Raw genomic sequence first — 19,481 nt, forward strand, 5'->3', positions numbered from 1 at the left:
TGCGTTTATCTGCATTCATCTGCGTTTAAAATTTTAGCCTTTGAACAGGTTTATAAACTTATGACTTCCCTATCTTCAATCAGCAATTCCCAAGACATTCGGAGGTTAGGAATTAATTTCAATCATTGGTATGTCGTCGCTCAAATTAGCGAATTAAAAAACCAACCTTTAGGCGTTACGTTGTGGAATCAACCAATAGTAATTTTTCGAGACAGCACAGGTAAAATTCACGCCTTAGAAGACAGATGTCCCCATCGCCAAGTTAAACTAAGTCATGGAAAAATTATCAACAATCAACTAGAATGTGCTTATCACGGTTGGCGGTTTAACGCTGCTGGCGAATGCTCCGAAGTACCCTATTTAGCAGCAAATCAAAAATTACCCAATTGTAAAATTCGCAACTATCCTGTCATTGAAAAAGATGGATTTATTTGGGTATTTCCCGGCGATGAAACCTTATCAAATTTAGCTTCACCCTTAGCATTATCAGAATGGGATCACCTTAATTATATTGTCAGTTATACAGGTTTTGATTGTCCATCTCACTATTCATTTTTAATTGAAAATCTAATGGATATGTATCACGGACATTTGCACCAAGATTTACAAGCTTGGGCAAATCCTGTATTACAACATATTGATGAAGATGATAACAAAGTTCATGCTCATTATGAAGCACAAAGCTATTACAAAATAAACAGAGAATGGGCAGTTTTACAGTTATTTATTTCCGCTTTACGACAGTTGCATCCTGAACCTTTAGACGTGAGTTATATTTATCCTCATTGGGTAGCAACATTAGGAAATGATTTTAAAATTTGTTGTTTATTTTGTCCAGTAAGTGAAACAAAAACTCGCGCTTATTTAATCCATTTCACTTCCTTAAATGCCTTTGACAAATTGCATATATTACCTGTGTGGTTTCGCCGCTTTGTCAAAAACATTTCCTTTAATGCAGCCAAAGGTTTACTTAATAACTTAGTGCGTCAAGATTTGGTGATGATTGAAGAAGAACAACAAGCTTACTTGCAACATCCCGAAAGGAAAAATTATGAATTAAACAAAGCCTTAGTAAGCGTACAAAAACTAATCAGAACCCAAATCGAAAAATCAATATAAATGTAGGGTGCGTTAGCGCAGCGTAACGCACCATTCCTGCTAACAATTCCATTGTTTTATCACCCATTTACGAAACTCTCTCAACATTCGACTTGTTCCTACTGTTTGACTCATTTCCAAAAAACGGGAAATCTCCTCAACTATGGGAAAATTAGGAAAAGTAGGACTGTTTGGAGATTCAACATATTTGCCTGATTCTAATAAGTAAATTTTGACCAGTTGCGATCGCACTCATCCAACAAAGCTTTCACCAAATCACCAATAATTACCTTGGTTTTTTCATGTTCTGGTAATGGCACCCTAATCTCCAAAGTTCCGTTGAAATAAGCCGATCGAGAACAACGTTTTTCACCTAATTCTGCTAAAATTGCCTCAAATTCCTGCCAATTCACATCATGAAATAACACCCGATGTCCTGGCGGTACAACCAATTGTTTAAGTTGCAACGTTACCATTTGATTCTCTTAAAGTAATTTTCTTAATACTTACCCTTCCCTCGCAGGGAAGAGAGTTTTTTAAAGTCGCTTTCATCAAGAGAGAACTAAATCTCTCATAGAATCTGGATTGGGAAAGCCTAGATTACCGCTTTCATCCCCTTCCCATCTTAATTTTCCTGACTGACTTTCTGGCGATGTATATAAATCTGCTCCAATCATTTTGAGAGCTAGTATAAGAGACTGAACTGCATCAATGCCACCAGCATATCTAATTTTTTCTTTGCCCAGCCCAATAATTTGGTATGGACAATAGTAATCTGAGGAGTTTGGAAAATTTTGGGGTTTCCCAATTTTGACTATTAATTTATGCTTTTCATCCCCGATTATATTAAGGGTTCTCTCAGCAATTATTTCGCCTAAACTATCTAGCTTCATTTGATTTTACCTAATTACTCAGTTACTAAAGGAGGTAGCGGTTTTCCAGCTTTACAAGCAGCGTATCTGTCGTTGGCACTTTGCCAGCATCTAGCGCGTGCAGCAGGTGATTTTAGGTTCCTACAAATTTCCTCGTCTTTTTCGATTAACTCCTCACATTCATCATCATTTTGACTGTTTGGTTCTGGAGGAGTGTCGCTCATGCTAATTACTATACTAATTGTGGCTCAGATTATTTTATAGGAGAGAGGAGAATACCAAATACAGGCGCTTGCAGGCGCGTAAGATACAAAGGAACCGGGTTTAGTAAGATTCACGCAACTGAAAACTGCCATATATCATAGAGTATAACCACAGACAGATGACGGATTATGATCTGCTGCCTCAATCCCGATTGTCCAAATCCCGGCGCTCTATAATTAAAATACAATTGCGAAATACAAACAATGCTAGAAATCCATAAAAACATTGTTTTAGACGAAAATCAGCAACCAATTGCCGTCCAAATTCCCATTGCTGAATTTGAAAAGATTGAAGAGATTTTAGAAGATTACGGTTTGGCAAAGTTAATTGAACAATCTGAGAATGAAGAACGACTTTCTAAGGAAGAAGCATTAAAATACTATAACTCCCTAAAGGGTAATTATGTGGAAAATTGAATAGAGAAGCAGACATTGAAATTTATCGAAAAGATATTTACAGAATTTTTCTTTAAATTTTGTTCACTTCACCTCTTATCCAGGGAAAACTAAAGATAGGTTCAATCTGTCTGTTTCCCTAATATGAGTTATTGTCTAAACCCCAACTGTCCTAAACCACAAAACCCAACTGGGACAACTTTCTGTCTGACTTGCGGCGCGAAAATTTTATTAAAAGACCGCTACCGTGCAACTAATTTTCTTGCTGCTGGCGGAATGGGGAAAAACTTCTTAGCAGTCGATGAAGACACGCCTTTAAAAAAACGCTGTGTAATTAAACAATTTTCCCCTGATTCGAGTATTGTAAACAACCCAACAGCTTTCCAAAAGGCAATTGAACTTTTTAACCGAGAGGCGGCGATGCTGGATACTCTTGGTGATGAATCTCCCCAAATTCCCCGTTTGTTGGCATATTTAGAGCAGGATCAATGTCTTTATTTTGTGCAGGAATTCATTGAAGGACACAATTTACTCAAGGAATTAGCACAAAAGGGAACTTACAACGAAGCGCAAATTTATCAGTTATTAAATGATTTATTACCTGTCCTGAAATTTATTCATCAGCAAGACGTGATTCATCGGGATATCAAACCTGAAAATATTATGCGTCGTCCGAATGGAGAATTAGTATTGATTGATTTTGGCATTTCTAAACAATTTAGCGGCACTTTAATTTCAATGGGAACAAGTGTTGGAACTTTAGGATATGCACCGCCAGAACAAATGACTTATGGCGAAGCTTATCCCGCAAGTGATATTTATGCTTTGGGTGCGACTTGCATTCATTTGTTGACTGATGTTTCACCTGATCAATTATTTAATGTTAGAGAAAATTGCTGGTTATGGCGAGATGTGTTGGCAACAAAGGGGATTTATATTAGTCAGCAGTTGGGGCAAATTTTGGATAAAATGCTGATAACTGATGTTAGGGAAAGGTATCAATCAGTTGATGAGATATTGGTAATTCTTGCTCATACAAGACAGTGGAGATCTAAAAGCCATGTCTCTTGGTACTGTAGGTACACTCTTATGGAACATTCAGAAGCAGTAAGAGCAGTGGTAATTAGTCCAGATGGTCAAACTCTCGTTACTGGTAGTGATGATAAAACAATTAAGATTTGGAATTTGAGTAATGGAAAACTGCTAGGCACACTCAACGGACATAATAATTGGATTTATGCTTTAGCAATTAGTCCAGATGGAAACACCCTCGTTAGTGGTAGTGGCAGCATTTTGGGACATCATCAGATTATTAAAGTTTGGAATCTACAAACAAAGCAAGAAATTCGATCGCTTACAGGACATTCTAGTGCAGTCAGAGCATTGGCAATCAGTCCAGATGGTCAAACTCTTGTTAGTGGTAGTGATGACAAAACTATTAAGATTTGGAATTTAAGAAATGGAAAACTGCTAGGTACGCTCAACGGACATAATAATTGGATTTATGCTTTGGCAATTAGTCCAGACGGAAACACCCTCGTTAGTGGTAGTGGCAGTATTTTGGGATATCATCAGATTATTAAAGTTTGGAATCTGAAAACAAAGCAAGAGATTCGATCGCTTACAGGACATTCCTGTGGAGTGAGAGCATTGGCAATCAGTCCAGATAGTCAAACTCTTTTTAGTGGTAGTGTTGACACAAGCATTAAGATTTGGAATTTGAGTAATGGAAAACTGCTAGGCACACTCAACGGACATAATAATTGGATTTATGCTTTAGCAATTAGTCCAGATGGAAACACCCTCGTTAGTGGTAGTGGCAGCATTTTGGGACATCATCAGATTATTAAAGTTTGGAATCTAAAAACAAAGCAAGAAATTCGATCGCTTACAGGACATTCTAGTACAGTAAGAGCGTTGGCAATCAGTTCAGATGGTCAAACTCTTGTTACTGGTAGTGACGACAAAACCATTAAAATTTGGCTATGTGATTAAAAAAACAAGAAAATGCCAACGAGTGATAGTTACCGTGAAGATTTGATTCAATTTCTCAAAGATCCAGAACACGCTGCTGGTTATATTGAAGCTATTTTAGAAGAAGAAGATCCTGAACCGGAACTTCTCCGAAATGCGCTGAGAAAGGTTATTGAAGCTTGGGAAAAAAGCGATCGCCTTTCTCCATCAACAAAAGAATTGCATGAAAAGCTCGATCGAATACTAACCGAAAGTAATGCTTCAGAAATTTACACTTTTGTAGAATTACTAAATTCACTAGGTTTTCAAGTAACTATTTCACTGAAAGAAACTAAATGAGTTCCCGAGTTTGATATGATGCGATTTATCGTGAAATCAGACAATTATGGAACTACAATAAAATCATGGAAGCCCAACCAAGGGAAATTCAGCGTTACGTTACACCAGATGGCAAAATTCCTTTTACGGAGTGGTTGAATTCGCTTCGGGATATCAAGGCTCAAATCAAGATACGTGGGAGGCTTGAACGAGTTGCGCTAGGTAATTTAGGAGACTATCGTTCAGTGGGAGAAGGAGTTTTTGAGCTTAGAATTAACTATGGCCCCGGCTACCGAATTTATTTTGGACAAGTAGGATCTATTATTATCCTTCTACTCTGTGGAGGGGATAAAAGCACTCAAGATCAAGACATTAACACAGCTAAGGAATACTGGGCAGAATATAGGAGTTAAGACAATGCTTAAAACTAAAAGTGTTAGTTACCATGAAGATTTGATTCAGTTTCTCAAAGATCCTGAACACGCTGCTGGTTATATTGAAGCTATTTTAGAAGAAGAAGATCCTGAACCGGAACTTCTCCGAAATGCACTGAGAAAGGTTATTGAGGCTTGGAAAAGGTGCGATCGCCTTTCCGAATCAACAAAACAATTGCATGAAAAGCTCGATCGCATACTAACCGAAAGTAATGCTACTGAAATTTACACTTTTGTAGAATTACTGAATTCACTAGGTTTTCAACTAGCTATTTCACCGAAAGAAACAGAATGAGTTCCCGTTTTTGAGATGATGTGATTTATGGTGAAATCAGATAATTCTGGAACTACAATAAAATCATGGAAGCCCAACCAAGGGAAATTCAAAACTATTTGACACCCGATGGAAAGAGTCCTTTTGAAGAATGGTATTATTCGCTTCAGGATATTAAAGCTACGGCTAGAATCCAAAAGCGACTTAGGCGAGTTGAACTAGGCAATTTGGGAGATTATCGATCGGTTGGAGAAGGAGTTTGTGAACTTAGAATTAATTATGGCCCGGGCTATCGAGTTTACTTTGGACAAATAGGAATGACAATTGTACTTCTCCTCTGCGGTGGGGATAAAAGTACACAAGAACAAGATATTCGCCAAGCTATTAAATACTGGAGAGACTATGAAAGACGTGAAAATTCCCACAAGTAGAAGTTACCGCGAGTTTTTAATTGAATCTCTCAACAACCCGGAAAGATCAGCTGCTTATATTGAAGCTGTTTTGCAATTGGAAGAAGAAAGCCCAGATCCAGAATTACTGCGGGCGATGCTGAAAGATGTGATTGAGGCGCAGATTAATACTAACAATCTTTCGGAATCAACAAAACAATTGCATGAAAAACTCGATCGAATATTAACAGAAAGTAATGCTTCAGAAATTTACTTTTTTGTAGAATTACTGAATAAACTAGGGTTTCAACTAGCGATTTTACCGAAAAAAACTGAAACGTAATTAAGTCACTTAAGATAATGATTTCTGATGATTAGCTAACTTAAACGCAGAAACCAATAAAATTATCCCCAAACCTATGTGTAGTAAAGTACTAGATACCAATTTCAAAAGATTGCTACCAATAAATGCCCCTAAAATTGAACCTGATGCCATAGTAATAATAAACGATCGCTCTAAGCTAACTTCCTGTAAACGATGCTGATGTTTATACTTAAATAAACCCATCAAAATTGTCGGAATACTAATTGCTAAACTCAAACTTCCGGCAAGTTTAATGTCAACTCCAAAAATTAAGATAATCGTCGGGATAATTAATTCACCACCAGCCACACCCAGCATACTACTGAATACGCCAATTACAATCCCTGCTAAAAAACTCGTAATAATTTTTACTAAGCTGGAAAGTTGCCAACTTTGTACGCTGAAAATTAATTCATGCCCAATTAAAATAAAACTGATGACAATCAAGAAAATTACCACAATTCGATTCAAAGCTCGTTCATTAATACGAGTTGTATATTGAACACCTAAATAAGAACCAATCAAAGAACCTGCCAAAATATTTACGATAATAGGCAAGTTGCTAAAAATATTACTTAGCCCTATCACTCCACTACGAAAGATAAAAGAAAAAGTAACTGTAACCAAGCTAACTAACAGATTGATAATAATTGCTTGCAGTGTACGGTAATTGAAAACACCAACTAAAATGGGTAAGCGAAACTCTGCACCACCTAAACCAATCAGTCCGCCCAAAACGCCAACCAAACTACCCCACACAAACGCCCAAACATTTCGCATTTAAGTTTTCAAGTTTTAAGACAAGAACATTATCGATGAATTTAGTTTAAGAATGGGGTAATCAGCAACACTATTTAAATTCTAAGCTTTTCTTCGCTTGCCATACATTTAGCCGGGAAATGCAGAAGAAACAAAAAACCCCCGACCCAACCAGTCGAGGGATATTAGTCTTATCAGGGTGCATCTACCATTCCTTACTTCCCCAGTAACCCATAACGGTCAGGATAAAATTTCAAATTTAGCAAAAGGCAGAAGGTAAATAATTCTCCTTGTCCCCTTGTCCCCTTGTCTCCTTGTCCCCTTGTCTCCTTGTCCCCAGTCCCCAGTCCCCAGTCCCCAATCCAGACTAGCGATCGCCTATGATAGAATGCTTCCGTCGCTTTGCTGTCGTATCTGTCAACAATTTTTGACTATGGCGAGGTAAACTCTGACCATTAGGCCATCTAACAATTGAATCTGCTACAGGAATTTTCCCTGGATTAGCAACTAAAGGCTTTCTTGAACCAGGTGCATTTCTTCTCACAGGTTTACCATTCTTTTGCTGAGTTACGCTTTTTTCCTGAATCTCGCTAGGAAGTGATTTAGGCAAAGGTTTATGCCCCATTTTAGCAGCCAACTTTAACCTTCTTCTATACAATAACCAAGCACCGATCGCACAACCAGCACCAACCATCGCATACAATCCTAATGGCGGATTTTGTTCAGTTGTTGTTCTTACCGTTATAGTGGCAGGTGAATATTCTGCTGTAGGTGTGGGAATCGGCGAACTTTCAGCAGTAACAATAGCACTGTTAGTGCTAGGAGTTACAGAAGAAGCAACAGGTGTAGATTTAGACTTTAACTTATCCACTGATTCTGGGAGAGTCAAACCAATCGCAGCTATAACAGCTACTATCAACATTCCACCGCAAAAGGTCAGCAGCACTAATAGCGGACGCTTCACAACTAATTGTGCTAACAATTTATTCCAGGGAAGTGGCTGATGCAGTGCTGGATTGATTCTTCTGCGTCGTTCAGTTAGCGTTTGTTTCTTCGGATTTTTCAAGCGCGGTGATAGCTGAATCGGTGGTACAGGTCTTCTACCTTGCTGATTCAGTGCTGAATTTTTGAATTTCGGTAATTCAGGTGAGCGCTTTTGTGCCAGTCGGTTATTTGCCATGCCACTTTTTGATGGTTGCACCTTATCCAAACAGAATTGTATGCTCCGAGCTAAATCTCGGCAATAGTGTAATCAACTTTTGCTTCCTTGAGAAATTCAGTAATATTACTGAGAGATTTTCAATGCAAGGTTAAAAAATTATCTCTTAATTTCTCTAAATCGCTTATTTCCTAAACCTCTCTAAAGCAGCTAGAATCAAGCGATCAACTAATTCTGCAAAGGAAACACCACTAGCCGCCCACAGTTGCGGATACATACTAGTAGAAGTAAAACCGGGCAATGTATTAATTTCGTTAATCAATACTTCGCCCGTTGCTTCCACATAAAAGAAATCTACCCTAGCCAAACCCGCTGCGTCCACAGCTTGAAAAGCTTGAATTGCCATTTCTTGAACTTTTGCAGTAATTTCTAAGGTTAATTTAGCGGGAATAAATAAATCAGCTTTGCCTTCTGTATATTTGGTTTCGTAATCGTAAAAATCGCTATTGTAAGTAATTTCTCCGACTACAGAAGCTTGAGGATTATCATTACCTAAAACTGCACATTCTACTTCTCTAGCTTTGACTCCTGCTTCGACAATGATGCGTCGATCGTAACTGGCAGCATTATCTAATGCTACTTCCAATTCAGAGCGCGATCGCACTTTGGAAATCCCCACCGAAGACCCCAGATTCGCAGGTTTCACAAAGCAAGGATAACCCAAATTAGCTTCAATTTCATCACCCAATTTCGGAAATACACAAGGATTAGACCAAACTTGCGATCGATTAATTGCCATATATTTTACTTGAGGCAATCCCGCTTGAGCAAAAGCCATTTTCATAACAATTTTATCCATTCCCACAGCGGAACCTAAAACCCCCGTTCCCACAAAAGGAACTTGCATTAAACTCAACAAACCCTGCACTGTTCCATCTTCCCCATTTGGCCCATGAAGAATCGGAAACCAAACATCAACCTCAGTAACTTGTGGAGGAAACTGCCAAAGTTTCGCTTTCAAACTATCAGAATCAGTAGATGTTTGTAGAGGCTGTTTTGAATCTAAAACCTGTTGAGAAACTTCCACACCTTGCCAAATCCCATCTTTTTGGATGTAAAAAGGCAGCAGTTCGTACTTTTGGGAGTTTCCATCTGCCAGTATAGCCTTGGCGATCGCACTAGCAGAAACGATCGACACCTCATGTTCCCCAGAACAACCACCAAACAACAACCCAACACGCAACTTATTCATCAAAAACACCTCCGACACTCCTCATCGCAGCTAGGGTAACACATAAGAGGGGATTGGGGATTGGGGACTGGGGACTGGGGACTGGGGACTGGGGAAGTTTTGAGTTCTGAGTTCTGAGTTTTGAGTTCTGAATTCTAAAGTTTTAAGTTAAATAATTTTCCCTTGTCCCCTTGTCCCCATCTCCCCATCTCCCCATCTCCCCACTCCCTAATCAACTCTCACCCGGAAGCGGACAAATAGTATTCGTTTGGTAAGAATTTGTGATTTCTTTTCTCAATCCGATAAAATAACTTTGTGTAAAGAAATGTAAAATTATGCAGGATAAAGTTGTTGTTGTCGTTGGTGCTACAGGTGGGATAGCCGCTTCTGTAACTCAAAAATTATTATCTAGAGATGCAAAACTGGTACTAGCAGCTAGAGACAGCCAAAAATTAAATGCTTTGGTTTCTGGCTTAGACTTAAATGCAGAAAAAAGAACAATAACAGTTCCTTGTGATATCACTAATTATTCTCAAGTAGAGAATTTAATGGAGGAAGCGATCGCAAACTTTGGTAAACTCGACATTTTAATTAATGCCGCTGGTGCCGGAATTTTTAAACAGTACGATCGGGTCACACCAGAAGATTTAGAAGCTATGCTAAGTGTAAATTTAAAAGGTAGCTTTTACACTTGCCAAGCTGCTGCCAAATATATGAAAGAGCAAAAATCTGGACATATTTGCAATATAATCGGCATTTTAGGCAGACATTCAATGGCAATGGCAACAGCTTATTGCGCTGCTAAGTTTGGCGTAGTCGGCTTTAGTAAGTGCATGGCTGACGAACTAAAACGTTACGGCATCAAATTCACGTTATTTTACTTTGGTGGAGTCAACACACCTTTTTGGGATACAGTTAGTTTGAAAGTCGATCGTACAAAAATGCTCAGTGCAGAAACCGCAGCCGAAGCAATTATATTTGCCCTTTCTGCGGAACACCAAGCAGTACCAATGGAAATTAATATTCAGCCAGAAAGCCATTTATTTTTCTAATCCCAGCATCAATTTGTTATAAATCTTTTGTGAGGTAGAAATTGACAAGAGACAACCTGGGATGAAAATTGACCACATACATTTTTATGTTGAAGATGCCGCATTATGGCGAAATTGGTTTGTTCGTCAAATGGGTTTTCAAGCAGTTGGTAATGGAGTTTGGCAAAATCACACTCTAATAGAAGTAGTCAAAAATGGTGCAGTGTGCTTTTTTCTTTCGTCACCGCTATCACCGGAAAGTCCAGTAGCGCAGTTTTTGCGATCGCATCCACCTGGGGTAGCCGATGTCGCCTTTCGCGTCCAAAACCTCGAAAAACTCATCGCCAAAGCTATTAGTTATGGCGCAAAACTGTTACAACCAATAATTCAACAACCCCAACTTAAATGGAGTAAAATTTCCGCCTGGGGAAACTTGACACACACCTTAATCGAAGGTAAAGGAAACTGGGAATTAGGAATAGAAAACTGGCACAAAAACGATTCATCTAACCCTCCCACCCCAGTCACCTTTACAGGCATCGATCACGTAGTTTTAAACGTAGCAGCAGGCGAATTAGAATCCGCCGTAAACTGGTACGAAAAAGTATTAGAATTACAACGTCAACAAACCTTTGCCATTCAAACAGAATGGTCAGCATTACACAGTCAAGTACTAGTCCACCCCAGCAAATTAGTCCAATTTCCCATCAATCAACCAGCATCAGCAAATTCCCAAATCCAAGAATTTTTAGACTTTAATCAAGGGTCAGGAATTCAACATATTGCCTTACAAACTTCTAACTTAATAGAAACAACTAAATTTTTGAAAAATACAAATTTAAAATTTTTAGAAGTGCCTCAAAATTACTACAACGAACTACAAAAAAGACAAAATGTTCCTTTAACCGAGATCGAATTACAACAAATTAAAGCCCAACAAATTCTAGTTGATTGGCAACAACACAATAACAATCAATCAGAAGCTTCTCCCTTGCTCCTGCAAATCTTCACCCAACCAATTTTCGGAAAACCAACCTTCTTCTTTGAATTAATCGAACGCCGCTTTGGTTATATTAAAGGTGAAAAAATCCCAGCCCAAGGATTCGGAGAAGGAAACTTTCGCGCCCTATTTCAAGCAATAGAAAGAGAGCAAATCAAGCGAAGACAGTCTTGAGGGACTGGGGACTGGGGACTGGGGACTGGGGACTGGGGACTGGGGACAAGGGGACAAGGGGACATTTTTACCTTCTACCTTTCTTCTTTCCTTCTGCCTTCTGCCTTCTGCCTTCTGCCTTTCCCAGTCCCCAATCCCCAGTCCCTAGTCCCAAGATAAACTTATAAAAAATTAACAATTGTGAGACTTTATGTTAAGACTGATTACTGACTTTGATGGGCCAATAGTTGACATTTCTGAACGTTACTATCGAGTTTATGAACTATGCCTAGAAAAAACTCGCCGTGAGGATCAGAAAGTGCATCCTTTATCGAAGGAGGAATTTTGGCAGTTAAAAAGAGAGCGAGTTCCTGAAAAACAGATTGGGATAATTTCTGGTTTAGAAGAACAACAAGCGGAAGAATTTGCCCAATTAAGGAAAAAAACAGCCCATACTCAACCTTATTTTCAATATGACGAGTTAGCACCGGGAGCCATTGCCGCTTTAGAGAAAGTCCAACAAGCGGGAATTGACTTAGTGGTGTTAACCATGAGGCGTGTTAGGGAATTAGATTATGCGTTTGAAAGCTTTGACTTAGGGAGATTTTTTCCCGAAAATCGTTGCTATTGCCTGAGTAACGATTACCCTAAAGGTCGTGATATAGACGACAAACCGATACTGATGGGAGAAGCATTAGCAAAACTGCCACCTGCTGCGGATACATGGATGGTAGGTGACACTGAAGCCGATATAGTGGCGGCTAAAACGCATGGAATTAAGGCGATCGGGGTTTTGTGTGGAATTCGCGATCGCACCTCCCTAGAAGCTTTCCATCCCGACCTAATCGTTAACGATTTGAGCCAAGCAGTAGATTACCTGCTCGATCGAGCTTGGAATACAACTCTAGTTTTAGGGACTAGGGACTAGGGACTAGGGACTAGGGACTAGGGACTAGGGACTAGGGACTAGGGACTGGGACAGTTTTGAGTTTTGAGTTAGGAACAAGTTTGGAGAGTTTTAAGTTTTAAATTCTCCCCTGCTCCCCTGCTCCCCTGCCCCCCTGCCCCCCTGCTCCCCATCCCCCCCATCTCCCCCATCTCCCCTGCATCTTAACGAAGGAAACAACTTACCAACCAAAGAACCACAAAAGAGATCCAAGCAGCTAAACTTTCTCCTGCCAAAGGCAAAGAACTGATTTGTGTTGTTAGTAAACTAGAACACACCCCCCAGAGAACCAAGCCAAAAGTCAACCCTGCCAAAGAAAGCAGTACAGACCGCCCTAACTTACGTTCCTTGCGCGTGAGAAAATAAAGACTGGCAAATACTCCCAAAGCCAAAGCAAAAGAGGCATACTCAACGCTCAAACCAACTAAACCAGACAAGACAAGAAAAACACCCGTTGTCCACAGAATATCAGCTCGACTGGGAGTATCCAGAAAATTTTGCAGCCATGCAGGAGGCTGTTTTACCGAGATTGTTGGTGGACTAGGGGGAGCCTGAGAAAAGCGTTGTTCAGCAAACCTGATTCCTTCAGGAACGCGAATTCTGCCTTCCTGACGCATCCGTAACCGCTCCATCAAAATGGCATCATAAGCAGTCTCAATAGCTTCTTGTCGTTTTGGATCGTTACTATACTCTTGCTTTAATCGATCGCGAGCCGTTTGAATTTCATCGAAAGTAGCATTCTCTGGAATTCCAAGTTGCTCGTAAGGATTTTCTACACTCATTTTCCGCCTAACCTCCTAGACATCCCACTTAGCCACAGCTTTGGCTCGACCCGAAGCTGCTTGTGGTTTTACGATCGCTTGCATTCTCCCCTTATATAGCTGGTTGCAGCTAACATTTAGTTGTTGACTAGTCTAGCCTGTTAACCGAAATGGGAAAACATTTTCATCTGTTGTTTAATTTGATGCTCTAAAGGGAAGAATAATAGTGGACTACTATGAAACCCACTAATCATTTAAAATGCTCTTACACAATTCATATCGGAAATCAATATTCAGCCAAGTTGCTTTAATTACTTTTCCCTAATTAGTATTCAGCTTCTTCGGTTTGCATCTTGCGTATTTAATTCTCAGTGTAAAGTGGTGGCTATGGCTCTCCCCAAAATCCTTGTAGTTGATGACGATCCTGCTGTCAGGAACCTAATACAACGTTTTTTGAGTAAACAGTACCAAATGGAGTCAGCGGTTGATGGTAAGACCGCAATGACTTTATTTGAGCAATTTAATCCAGATTTGGTGATTTTAGACGTAAACTTGCCTGACGCAAATGGATATAACCTGTGCCAAGAAATGCAAAGTCGGACTGGTGTATTTGTGCTAATGCTCACCAGTAGGGGAGATGAAGCCGATAAAATTACCGGATTTTCCAAAGGTGCAGATGATTACATAACCAAACCTTTCAGCTTAAAAGAGTTGGGAGTTAGGGTAGCAGCTATATTGAAGCGCCAGCGAGCTGTAACTACTGGCGAACAGCAACGTATAGTATTGGATCAGTTAATGATCGATCCTGTACGTCGGGAAGTAACGCTCAACAATTCCAGCGTGCCTTTAACGGCTTTAGAATTTGATTTGTTACATTTTTTAGCAAGTCATCCTGGGAGAGTTTGGCGGCGATCGGAACTAATCCAAGCTGTATGGGATTATGAATATGTAGGGGATCAGCGGGTTGTTGATGTTCATATCGGTCAAATTCGGAGAAAACTAGAAGTATCCAATCAACCAGTGATGATTCAGACGGTTCGGGGTGTGGGCTACAAGTTTGAGGTTCCCGAAACCACTGAGGCAAATAATAAATCTCAGCAGTAATCAATTTCGGGTTCTGGCTGGTGCTAAAACCAGCCCTTTCATTAAAAATCTTTAAATTTCGATCGTGCTGCTTGAGACCTTTAAGATATGACTATGAAAACTGATGTGGCTTCCAAAAAAATACTTATTGTTGAAGACGATCCGGGAACCAGAAATTTAATTCATAGGTTCTTAAAACAAAGTAAGCAAAACTATCAAATAGAGTCTGTCATAGACGGTACGACGGCTTTGGCAGTATTCGATCAATTTCAACCCGATTTAGTAATTCTGGATGTAATTTTGCCAGATACTATTGGGTTCAAACTGTGCGAACAAATGAAAAGTCGCATGGGTGTAATGGTAATGCTGTTAACCAGTTTAACGGATGTTAAATCTCAACTTGCTGGTTTGGAATGGGCTGATGCTTATGTAACAAAACCTTTCTATGTTGAGGTTTTAGAAAAACAAGTAGAAGCATTATTAAGACGGGCAGAACCAATTACTCATGCTGCTCCTAAATCTCAAGCTTTAGTACTGGATAATCTAGTAATCGATCCTACAAGTCGGGAAGTTAGTTTAAATGACCAAATTATTACTTTAACTCCCTTAGAATTCGATTTGTTGCATTTCTTGGCAACCCACCCAAATCGAGTTTGGCGACGTAAGGAATTAATGCGAGAAGTTTGGGGATATGAACATCACGGAATGGAAGGTGCAGAAGACCGAGTTGTGGATGTTCATATCGGTCAAATTCGGAAAAAGATAGAAAGCAATTCCAGTCAACCTAAGTATATTAAAACGGTGCATGGAGTGGGCTACAAAATGGAGATTTCTGAAGCTCCTCAGCAGTAGGGACTGGGGACAAGGTGACAAGGTGACAAGGTGACAATTTAATGCTCCCCTGCTCCCCTGCTCCCCTGCTCCCCTGCTCCTCTGCTCCTCTGCTCCTCTGCTCCCCTGTCTTTAGGCTGAATGGCGGAAGAGGGTTTCTAAGTAGACTTGGGCGGCTCGACGATAGCTACGTGATGCTTCTGGGGTGTGGCTGTCTCCGTTTTGCAGTAGGAAGAGTGAGAGGGCGGCGGTGAAAACTCGGTCTTGATCCCAGTCGGGGTGGGTTTCTAAGTAGCTTTTGAGGGATTCGTGTAGCGCTTCGGGGATTTCGGCAAGCATACAAACGTTGGTATTCATAGGATTCCTCTATAAGGTATGGATCGAAGGTGGATAGGTTGTGTTGCTGGTGGCTGGTAGTTGGTGAAAAACTTATGGTTTTATTGGCAACTAGTTATTGGTTATTGACAATTGACTGTTGAAGATCGACTCTTGAATATATGGTGGTCGCATCATTCTCTGCGATCGGGGGGAGGGGTTGTCAATGATGCGAAATGTTACAAACACCTGCATATAATTTTATGATTCACGAAATAATGAGCTTTTCAAGTCAATTTTTGTTACACTTCGTTACCAATTTTGCGTGTATCAAGCCTACAAGGTTCTTTTTGAAAAAATTCCCCAGTTAGACGGGAAGAACCGATCCCTTCGTTCAAGCCTGTGGAAAACTAAGTGGATATTGTGGAAAAACCGGAAGTGGTTTGTGGAAACGGTGTGAAATCTGTGGGGAAAATTTTGGTTAAGAATAAGAATTGCAAAAATTGGGGATTGGGGACTGGGGTGGGGTTAGGGGTTAGGGGTTAGGGAAAAACTCCGAGAACCCCTGGAGTACTCCTGCGCCACTAGTCGAGGCTCAAGGTGTGACCTAAGACTTGGAAGACTTGGCGTTGGTGGAAGAGTTCTACTAGGTCGAGGTTGAGTTTGCCTTTGTGGGCTTCTTGTGTGAGGATTTGTAGGGTGGTTTCTAGAGGTAGTTTGCGTTTGTAGGGTCGATCGCTCGCTGTTAAGGCATCGTAAATGTCGGCTATGGTTAGGATTTGCGTTTGCAGGGGTATCTTGTCTATTGCTAAACCATTGGGATAGCCGCTGCCATCTAATTTTTCGTGGTGTCCGGCAGCAATTAATGGTACTTGTTTTAAGTCTTTTGTCCAAGGAATTTGTTTGAGGAATTTGTAGGTGTGGATGACGTGAGCTTCGATCGCAGTTCTTTCTTCAGGTGTCAGGTTGCCTCTGGGAATCAATAATTGCTCCATTTCTTCTAAAGAAATGAGTGGTTTTAATTGACCGTCAATATCACGGTATTTATATTCGGATAAGTCTGTTAATTCTAGTAATTCTGCTTCAGAAAAAGCTTGAAATCGCTTGGTTTCAATTGTTTCTGGTTCATTAGATTCTAATAATAACTCCCAATAATGATTAAGTTTTTTAATTTTTAATTGCATCTCTGTATCAAGTTTTTCTAGTTCCCCGCAGTGAGGACAAATCGATGGTTTATTGTTGGGTTCGTGGCGATGAAATGGAGAGTTTAGCAATTGCTTAAATTTGGTTTCTGCACATTCTAGTTCTAGAGTACGTTGTGCTAAGGCGAAGCGGTGACGCAGTAATTCTAGTTGTTGTGGATAAAGCTTTTTTCGCTTTTGTAAAATGCTTTCGGGAACGCAGACTTTACCAAAGTCATGTAATAAAGCGGCGTAGCGAATTTCTTGGATTTGAGATTCGTTAAAGTAAACTGATTTAAACTCACCATTAGTAATTGAGCTAACTTCTTGACTTAAGCGGACGGTGAGTTCTGCTACTCGTTCTGAATGACCAAATGTTGTGGGATCGCGCAATTCAATCAGATGTACTGAGGCTTTAACAAATCCTTCAAATAAGTTTTGAATGCTTTCTTGTAATTGATTGCGCTCAATAGAAATAGCTGCTTGAGAAGCGAGACTTCTGACTATGCGTTCTTCCCAATTAGAGTAGGGTTTGGTGAGAGTGACGGCATTTTCGGATGTGATGGCGATATCTCGTTTAAATTTGCGATTGATCAGTTGAATTACGCCAATGATTTCTCCTTTTTGGTCTTGCATTGGCAAAACTAAGACCGATCGCGTCCGATAAGCAAAAGTATCATCAAAAGTTCTGTCGATTTGGTAAGGAACATTTTTGGGTAAATTATAAGCATCTGGTAAGTTTAAACTTTCTCCTGTAAGTGCCACATATCCAGCTAAACTATTTGGGGTAATTGGCATGGCAAATTCTTTAAATGTTGCCTGGGGTAGGGAATCATTTTGGGCAGCTTTAAATATTAATTTGGGATTACTTTCTTTTTGGTCTATGAGATAAAGACTGCCTGCATCACTGCAAGTTATTTCCCGACTTTTAGTTAAAATAAGATTTAGTAATTCTCCTAAATCTTGGCTGCTAGAAAGGGCTGTACCAATTGCTAACAGTTGCTCTATTAATTCAACTCGTTTACCAGTATCTACCATCTTCTCCTGTTGTGGGAGGGAACAAACTTTGCCATCCAGAAATATCATGTATTTTTCCCTGATTTGGACTATTTACAATTAAAAAAATACTCTCTGCTTTAATTGAATCGGTTGGCTTCAAATCTTTAAATCAGCTAACTTTGGGCAATTTCTTCTAGTTTTAGCACAAAATTATGGCTGGCTTTTAGCGTTTGGGCAAAATATTTTCGCGTCGCCCTAAATTCCCGTTAGCAATGCACCCAGTAATGCTCTCTTACACCCTATCTTATCTATTAACAGGAGTGACAAGATCCATATCACAGGAATTATTATCTGCAAATAATAATTCTTGTATGACTCCTCACAGTACAAATGTTAGCGCTCTCTTTTTAGGGATTGGAGACTGGAATTCCCGATCGGGCAGCAAGTCCTCAGTAGAAGAAAAGCCAAATGTTAAGTTATGACACGGAATCTTGACCTGTTTAGGCAAATTTTGTAACTTTGAATACAGATTTAATTAGATTTTAGACCATTGGCTGAGGGAAACAGTTCCAGCGAAGACTGAGAAAGCCTTAGCAATGGGCTGTTTACCTTAGATTATGAGGAAGGATCGTGAAACTCGACATTTGTAAGTCGCAGGTAGGCACAGGTTTGCCTTCTTATTCCTGGGATTGGTTGGCGGAAAGTGAAGAGAATCTTTCATTCCCGGAATTACAACCATCTACTTGGGTGAAACTTTCTGAAGTTCCCAGTTCGTTCAGTTTTGACGAAGCACTGTTGTTGTGTCAGTGTTCCCCAGACTCATGGTTAGCTTGGATTCCCGATTATGGTGAAGCTGTACTGCACAGAAGTCAGTTTAGTTAAATTGGCTATGCGATCGCAGATTATAAGTTTTAAGTTTTGAGTTTTAAGTTTTGAGTTATTGGGGCAATTTAATTCAAAACTCATCACTGAATAAAGTTTAAGTGAAATCCTGGTTTACCTACGTTATTGTTAAGTGCGACGTAGGTTTTTTGTTGCCAACAGCGTTTTTAAAAGTTGGCTTTCTCGTACTACGCTAATAAGTAAAGCTTCTAAGAAATCCCAGTTCCCAGGGGAGCATCCCAAATGTGTAAATTGCCCCTCAGACTGGAAGTCTGGGGCTATACAAACCAAGTCCGCCTGCGCGGACTTTTAGCCTGCGGAGGCAGGCTTTGTCTGTGTAGCCGCGATTTTTAATCGCCTGGTCTTCTTCTGGCAAAATTGGGATGCTCCCGTTCCCAGTCCCTAAAATTCGCTGTGAATTTAGTTTTTCGCTGAGGGAGTTTGTTGTTTTAATTGTTGAATGGTGACTTGAATAGCTAGGGCGAAAAGTCCCAAGGCGATTAGGCTAAAAACGCCTGTTGCTAAGGTGCTGATTCCGATAATTAAAGTACGAACGGCAGATGTAATGTTAACAACGAGATAGTTGGGGGAATGAATTGGACGATCGACAAAATATTGAGCGATCGAAGAATTAAGAAAATAGCTTGCGATCGCCATTGTTGCGGCAACGATCGCACCAATTATACAGCGGAAAATGCTGGGCGGGTTGGTGTCGATTTCTGTAGGGGAAGAATTGGGTTTTTGGGTGGGTGTTGGTTCGTTCATAAG

General features: G+C 40.0%; 23 protein-coding genes and 1 pseudogene. 14 read left to right on the plus strand and 10 right to left on the minus strand.

Going from position 1 to position 19,481, the window contains the following annotated elements; translation table 11 throughout:
* Positions 1–60: 60 nt before the first annotated feature.
* Positions 61–1,119 carry an aromatic ring-hydroxylating dioxygenase subunit alpha gene (locus tag ACE1CA_RS00735; RefSeq protein ID WP_413277023.1) on the plus strand — a complete coding sequence of 353 codons (1,059 nt, stop codon included), beginning with the start codon at positions 61–63 and terminating at the stop codon, positions 1,117–1,119.
* Positions 1,120–1,158: 39 nt separating this feature from the next.
* Here ACE1CA_RS00735 and ACE1CA_RS00740 read toward each other — a convergent pair.
* From ACE1CA_RS00740 to ACE1CA_RS00750, 3 genes and pseudogenes are all read right to left on the minus strand, one after another.
* Positions 1,159–1,574: pseudogene (locus ACE1CA_RS00740) on the minus strand (hypothetical protein).
* A gap of 75 nt (positions 1,575–1,649) precedes the next feature.
* Positions 1,650–1,991 carry a DUF6968 family protein gene (locus tag ACE1CA_RS00745; protein ID WP_413277025.1) on the minus strand — a complete coding sequence of 114 codons (342 nt, stop codon included), beginning with the start codon at positions 1,989–1,991 and terminating at the stop codon, positions 1,650–1,652.
* A 14-nt stretch (positions 1,992–2,005) separates the two neighbouring features.
* Positions 2,006–2,194 carry a hypothetical protein gene (locus ACE1CA_RS00750; RefSeq protein ID WP_413277026.1) on the minus strand — a complete coding sequence of 63 codons (189 nt, stop codon included), beginning with the start codon at positions 2,192–2,194 and terminating at the stop codon, positions 2,006–2,008.
* A gap of 243 nt (positions 2,195–2,437) precedes the next feature.
* Here ACE1CA_RS00750 and ACE1CA_RS00755 point away from each other — a divergent pair, with 243 nt between their 5' ends.
* The 7 genes from ACE1CA_RS00755 (at position 2,438) to ACE1CA_RS00785 (ending at position 6,361) form a co-directional block, all read left to right on the plus strand.
* On the plus strand, positions 2,438–2,650 hold the full coding sequence (locus ACE1CA_RS00755; protein WP_413277027.1) for a hypothetical protein: 213 nt from the start codon (positions 2,438–2,440) through the stop codon (positions 2,648–2,650).
* A 123-nt stretch (positions 2,651–2,773) separates the two neighbouring features.
* Positions 2,774–4,624 (plus strand): protein kinase domain-containing protein, encoded by a 1,851-nt coding sequence (locus ACE1CA_RS00760; RefSeq protein WP_486517604.1) that lies wholly within the window; start codon positions 2,774–2,776, stop codon positions 4,622–4,624.
* 12 nt (positions 4,625–4,636) lie between these two features.
* Complete coding sequence (locus ACE1CA_RS00765; protein ID WP_413281168.1) at positions 4,637–4,942, plus strand: helix-turn-helix domain-containing transcriptional regulator; 306 nt, start codon at positions 4,637–4,639, stop codon at positions 4,940–4,942.
* Positions 4,943–5,007: 65 nt separating this feature from the next.
* Positions 5,008–5,334, plus strand: coding sequence for a type II toxin-antitoxin system RelE/ParE family toxin (locus ACE1CA_RS00770; RefSeq protein WP_413266701.1), 327 nt, complete (start codon positions 5,008–5,010; stop codon positions 5,332–5,334).
* Positions 5,335–5,338: 4 nt separating this feature from the next.
* On the plus strand, positions 5,339–5,650 hold the full coding sequence (locus ACE1CA_RS00775) for a helix-turn-helix domain-containing transcriptional regulator (RefSeq protein ID WP_413281169.1): 312 nt from the start codon (positions 5,339–5,341) through the stop codon (positions 5,648–5,650).
* 65 nt (positions 5,651–5,715) lie between these two features.
* On the plus strand, positions 5,716–6,060 hold the full coding sequence (locus ACE1CA_RS00780) for a type II toxin-antitoxin system RelE/ParE family toxin (protein WP_413281170.1): 345 nt from the start codon (positions 5,716–5,718) through the stop codon (positions 6,058–6,060).
* A complete protein-coding gene (locus tag ACE1CA_RS00785; protein ID WP_413281171.1) occupies positions 6,032–6,361 on the plus strand; it encodes a helix-turn-helix domain-containing transcriptional regulator in 330 nt (109 codons plus the stop codon). The genes ACE1CA_RS00780 and ACE1CA_RS00785 overlap by 29 nt, the downstream gene beginning before the upstream one ends.
* A gap of 9 nt (positions 6,362–6,370) precedes the next feature.
* Here ACE1CA_RS00785 and ACE1CA_RS00790 read toward each other — a convergent pair whose 3' ends face one another.
* The 3 genes from ACE1CA_RS00790 to ACE1CA_RS00800 all read right to left on the minus strand — a co-directional run bounded on the left by ACE1CA_RS00790 (position 6,371) and on the right by ACE1CA_RS00800 (position 9,552).
* Positions 6,371–7,162: a sulfite exporter TauE/SafE family protein gene (locus ACE1CA_RS00790; protein WP_413281172.1), complete on the minus strand. Its 792-nt coding sequence runs from the start codon at positions 7,160–7,162 to the stop codon at positions 6,371–6,373.
* A 346-nt stretch (positions 7,163–7,508) separates the two neighbouring features.
* Positions 7,509–8,342 carry a hypothetical protein gene (locus ACE1CA_RS00795; protein WP_413281173.1) on the minus strand — a complete coding sequence of 278 codons (834 nt, stop codon included), beginning with the start codon at positions 8,340–8,342 and terminating at the stop codon, positions 7,509–7,511.
* Positions 8,343–8,484: 142 nt separating this feature from the next.
* Positions 8,485–9,552: a D-alanine--D-alanine ligase family protein gene (locus ACE1CA_RS00800; protein WP_413281174.1), complete on the minus strand. Its 1,068-nt coding sequence runs from the start codon at positions 9,550–9,552 to the stop codon at positions 8,485–8,487.
* A gap of 314 nt (positions 9,553–9,866) precedes the next feature.
* Between ACE1CA_RS00800 and ACE1CA_RS00805 the strand changes: the two genes are divergently transcribed.
* The 3 genes from ACE1CA_RS00805 to ACE1CA_RS00815 all read left to right on the plus strand — a co-directional run bounded on the left by ACE1CA_RS00805 (position 9,867) and on the right by ACE1CA_RS00815 (position 12,643).
* Positions 9,867–10,583 carry an SDR family oxidoreductase gene (locus ACE1CA_RS00805; protein ID WP_413281175.1) on the plus strand — a complete coding sequence of 239 codons (717 nt, stop codon included), beginning with the start codon at positions 9,867–9,869 and terminating at the stop codon, positions 10,581–10,583.
* A 61-nt stretch (positions 10,584–10,644) separates the two neighbouring features.
* Complete coding sequence (hppD, locus tag ACE1CA_RS00810; RefSeq protein ID WP_413281176.1) at positions 10,645–11,736, plus strand: 4-hydroxyphenylpyruvate dioxygenase; 1,092 nt, start codon at positions 10,645–10,647, stop codon at positions 11,734–11,736.
* Positions 11,737–11,926: 190 nt separating this feature from the next.
* Positions 11,927–12,643 (plus strand): HAD family hydrolase, encoded by a 717-nt coding sequence (locus tag ACE1CA_RS00815; RefSeq protein WP_413281177.1) that lies wholly within the window; start codon positions 11,927–11,929, stop codon positions 12,641–12,643.
* A 182-nt stretch (positions 12,644–12,825) separates the two neighbouring features.
* On the opposite strand, the gene ACE1CA_RS00820 is transcribed toward ACE1CA_RS00815, so the two are convergent.
* On the minus strand, positions 12,826–13,443 hold the full coding sequence (locus ACE1CA_RS00820) for a CPP1-like family protein (RefSeq protein ID WP_413281178.1): 618 nt from the start codon (positions 13,441–13,443) through the stop codon (positions 12,826–12,828).
* Between the two features lie 366 nt (positions 13,444–13,809).
* Between ACE1CA_RS00820 and ACE1CA_RS00825 the strand changes: the two genes are divergently transcribed.
* Entirely contained in the window at positions 13,810–14,526 is a 717-nt protein-coding gene (locus ACE1CA_RS00825; protein ID WP_413281179.1) for a response regulator transcription factor, read from the plus strand.
* Between the two features lie 87 nt (positions 14,527–14,613).
* Complete coding sequence (locus ACE1CA_RS00830) at positions 14,614–15,357, plus strand: response regulator transcription factor (protein ID WP_459563709.1); 744 nt, start codon at positions 14,614–14,616, stop codon at positions 15,355–15,357.
* Between the two features lie 111 nt (positions 15,358–15,468).
* Here the strand turns inward: ACE1CA_RS00830 and ACE1CA_RS00835 are convergent, their stop codons facing one another.
* Positions 15,469–15,693 carry a DUF2811 domain-containing protein gene (locus ACE1CA_RS00835; protein WP_413281180.1) on the minus strand — a complete coding sequence of 75 codons (225 nt, stop codon included), beginning with the start codon at positions 15,691–15,693 and terminating at the stop codon, positions 15,469–15,471.
* A 542-nt stretch (positions 15,694–16,235) separates the two neighbouring features.
* Complete coding sequence (locus ACE1CA_RS00840) at positions 16,236–17,918, minus strand: HD domain-containing phosphohydrolase (RefSeq protein WP_459563710.1); 1,683 nt, start codon at positions 17,916–17,918, stop codon at positions 16,236–16,238.
* Positions 17,919–18,461: 543 nt separating this feature from the next.
* On the opposite strand from ACE1CA_RS00840, the gene ACE1CA_RS00845 reads away from it, so the two are divergent.
* A complete protein-coding gene (locus ACE1CA_RS00845) occupies positions 18,462–18,713 on the plus strand; it encodes a hypothetical protein (protein WP_413281181.1) in 252 nt (83 codons plus the stop codon).
* Positions 18,714–19,133: 420 nt separating this feature from the next.
* On the opposite strand, the gene ACE1CA_RS00850 is transcribed toward ACE1CA_RS00845, so the two are convergent.
* Positions 19,134–19,478 (minus strand): DUF3082 domain-containing protein, encoded by a 345-nt coding sequence (locus ACE1CA_RS00850; RefSeq protein ID WP_413281182.1) that lies wholly within the window; start codon positions 19,476–19,478, stop codon positions 19,134–19,136.
* Positions 19,479–19,481: the final 3 nt, after the last annotated feature.

This window comes from Floridaenema evergladense BLCC-F167 (assembly GCF_041929205.2).
Taxonomy (GTDB): Bacteria; Cyanobacteriota; Cyanobacteriia; order Cyanobacteriales; family Aerosakkonemataceae; genus Floridanema; species Floridanema evergladense.

What these genes read in the sequence shown, in the direction of transcription:
- ACE1CA_RS00735 (WP_413277023.1), top strand. Translation starts at nt 61, where the DNA reads ATGACTTCCCTATCTTCAATCAGCAATTCCCAAGACATTCGGAGGTTA.
- ACE1CA_RS00745 (WP_413277025.1), bottom strand. Translation starts at nt 1,991, where the DNA reads ATGAAGCTAGATAGTTTAGGCGAAATAATTGCTGAGAGAACCCTTAAT.
- ACE1CA_RS00750 (WP_413277026.1), bottom strand. Translation starts at nt 2,194, where the DNA reads ATGAGCGACACTCCTCCAGAACCAAACAGTCAAAATGATGATGAATGT.
- ACE1CA_RS00755 (WP_413277027.1), top strand. Translation starts at nt 2,438, where the DNA reads ATGCTAGAAATCCATAAAAACATTGTTTTAGACGAAAATCAGCAACCA.
- ACE1CA_RS00760 (WP_486517604.1), top strand. Translation starts at nt 2,774, where the DNA reads ATGAGTTATTGTCTAAACCCCAACTGTCCTAAACCACAAAACCCAACT.
- ACE1CA_RS00765 (WP_413281168.1), top strand. Translation starts at nt 4,637, where the DNA reads ATGCCAACGAGTGATAGTTACCGTGAAGATTTGATTCAATTTCTCAAA.
- ACE1CA_RS00770 (WP_413266701.1), top strand. Translation starts at nt 5,008, where the DNA reads ATGGAAGCCCAACCAAGGGAAATTCAGCGTTACGTTACACCAGATGGC.
- ACE1CA_RS00775 (WP_413281169.1), top strand. Translation starts at nt 5,339, where the DNA reads ATGCTTAAAACTAAAAGTGTTAGTTACCATGAAGATTTGATTCAGTTT.
- ACE1CA_RS00780 (WP_413281170.1), top strand. Translation starts at nt 5,716, where the DNA reads ATGGAAGCCCAACCAAGGGAAATTCAAAACTATTTGACACCCGATGGA.
- ACE1CA_RS00785 (WP_413281171.1), top strand. Translation starts at nt 6,032, where the DNA reads ATGAAAGACGTGAAAATTCCCACAAGTAGAAGTTACCGCGAGTTTTTA.
- ACE1CA_RS00790 (WP_413281172.1), bottom strand. Translation starts at nt 7,162, where the DNA reads ATGCGAAATGTTTGGGCGTTTGTGTGGGGTAGTTTGGTTGGCGTTTTG.
- ACE1CA_RS00800 (WP_413281174.1), bottom strand. Translation starts at nt 9,552, where the DNA reads ATGAATAAGTTGCGTGTTGGGTTGTTGTTTGGTGGTTGTTCTGGGGAA.
- ACE1CA_RS00805 (WP_413281175.1), top strand. Translation starts at nt 9,867, where the DNA reads ATGCAGGATAAAGTTGTTGTTGTCGTTGGTGCTACAGGTGGGATAGCC.
- hppD (WP_413281176.1), top strand. Translation starts at nt 10,645, where the DNA reads ATGAAAATTGACCACATACATTTTTATGTTGAAGATGCCGCATTATGG.
- ACE1CA_RS00815 (WP_413281177.1), top strand. Translation starts at nt 11,927, where the DNA reads ATGTTAAGACTGATTACTGACTTTGATGGGCCAATAGTTGACATTTCT.
- ACE1CA_RS00820 (WP_413281178.1), bottom strand. Translation starts at nt 13,443, where the DNA reads ATGAGTGTAGAAAATCCTTACGAGCAACTTGGAATTCCAGAGAATGCT.
- ACE1CA_RS00825 (WP_413281179.1), top strand. Translation starts at nt 13,810, where the DNA reads ATGGCTCTCCCCAAAATCCTTGTAGTTGATGACGATCCTGCTGTCAGG.
- ACE1CA_RS00830 (WP_459563709.1), top strand. Translation starts at nt 14,614, where the DNA reads ATGACTATGAAAACTGATGTGGCTTCCAAAAAAATACTTATTGTTGAA.
- ACE1CA_RS00835 (WP_413281180.1), bottom strand. Translation starts at nt 15,693, where the DNA reads ATGAATACCAACGTTTGTATGCTTGCCGAAATCCCCGAAGCGCTACAC.
- ACE1CA_RS00840 (WP_459563710.1), bottom strand. Translation starts at nt 17,918, where the DNA reads ATGATATTTCTGGATGGCAAAGTTTGTTCCCTCCCACAACAGGAGAAG.
- ACE1CA_RS00850 (WP_413281182.1), bottom strand. Translation starts at nt 19,478, where the DNA reads ATGAACGAACCAACACCCACCCAAAAACCCAATTCTTCCCCTACAGAA.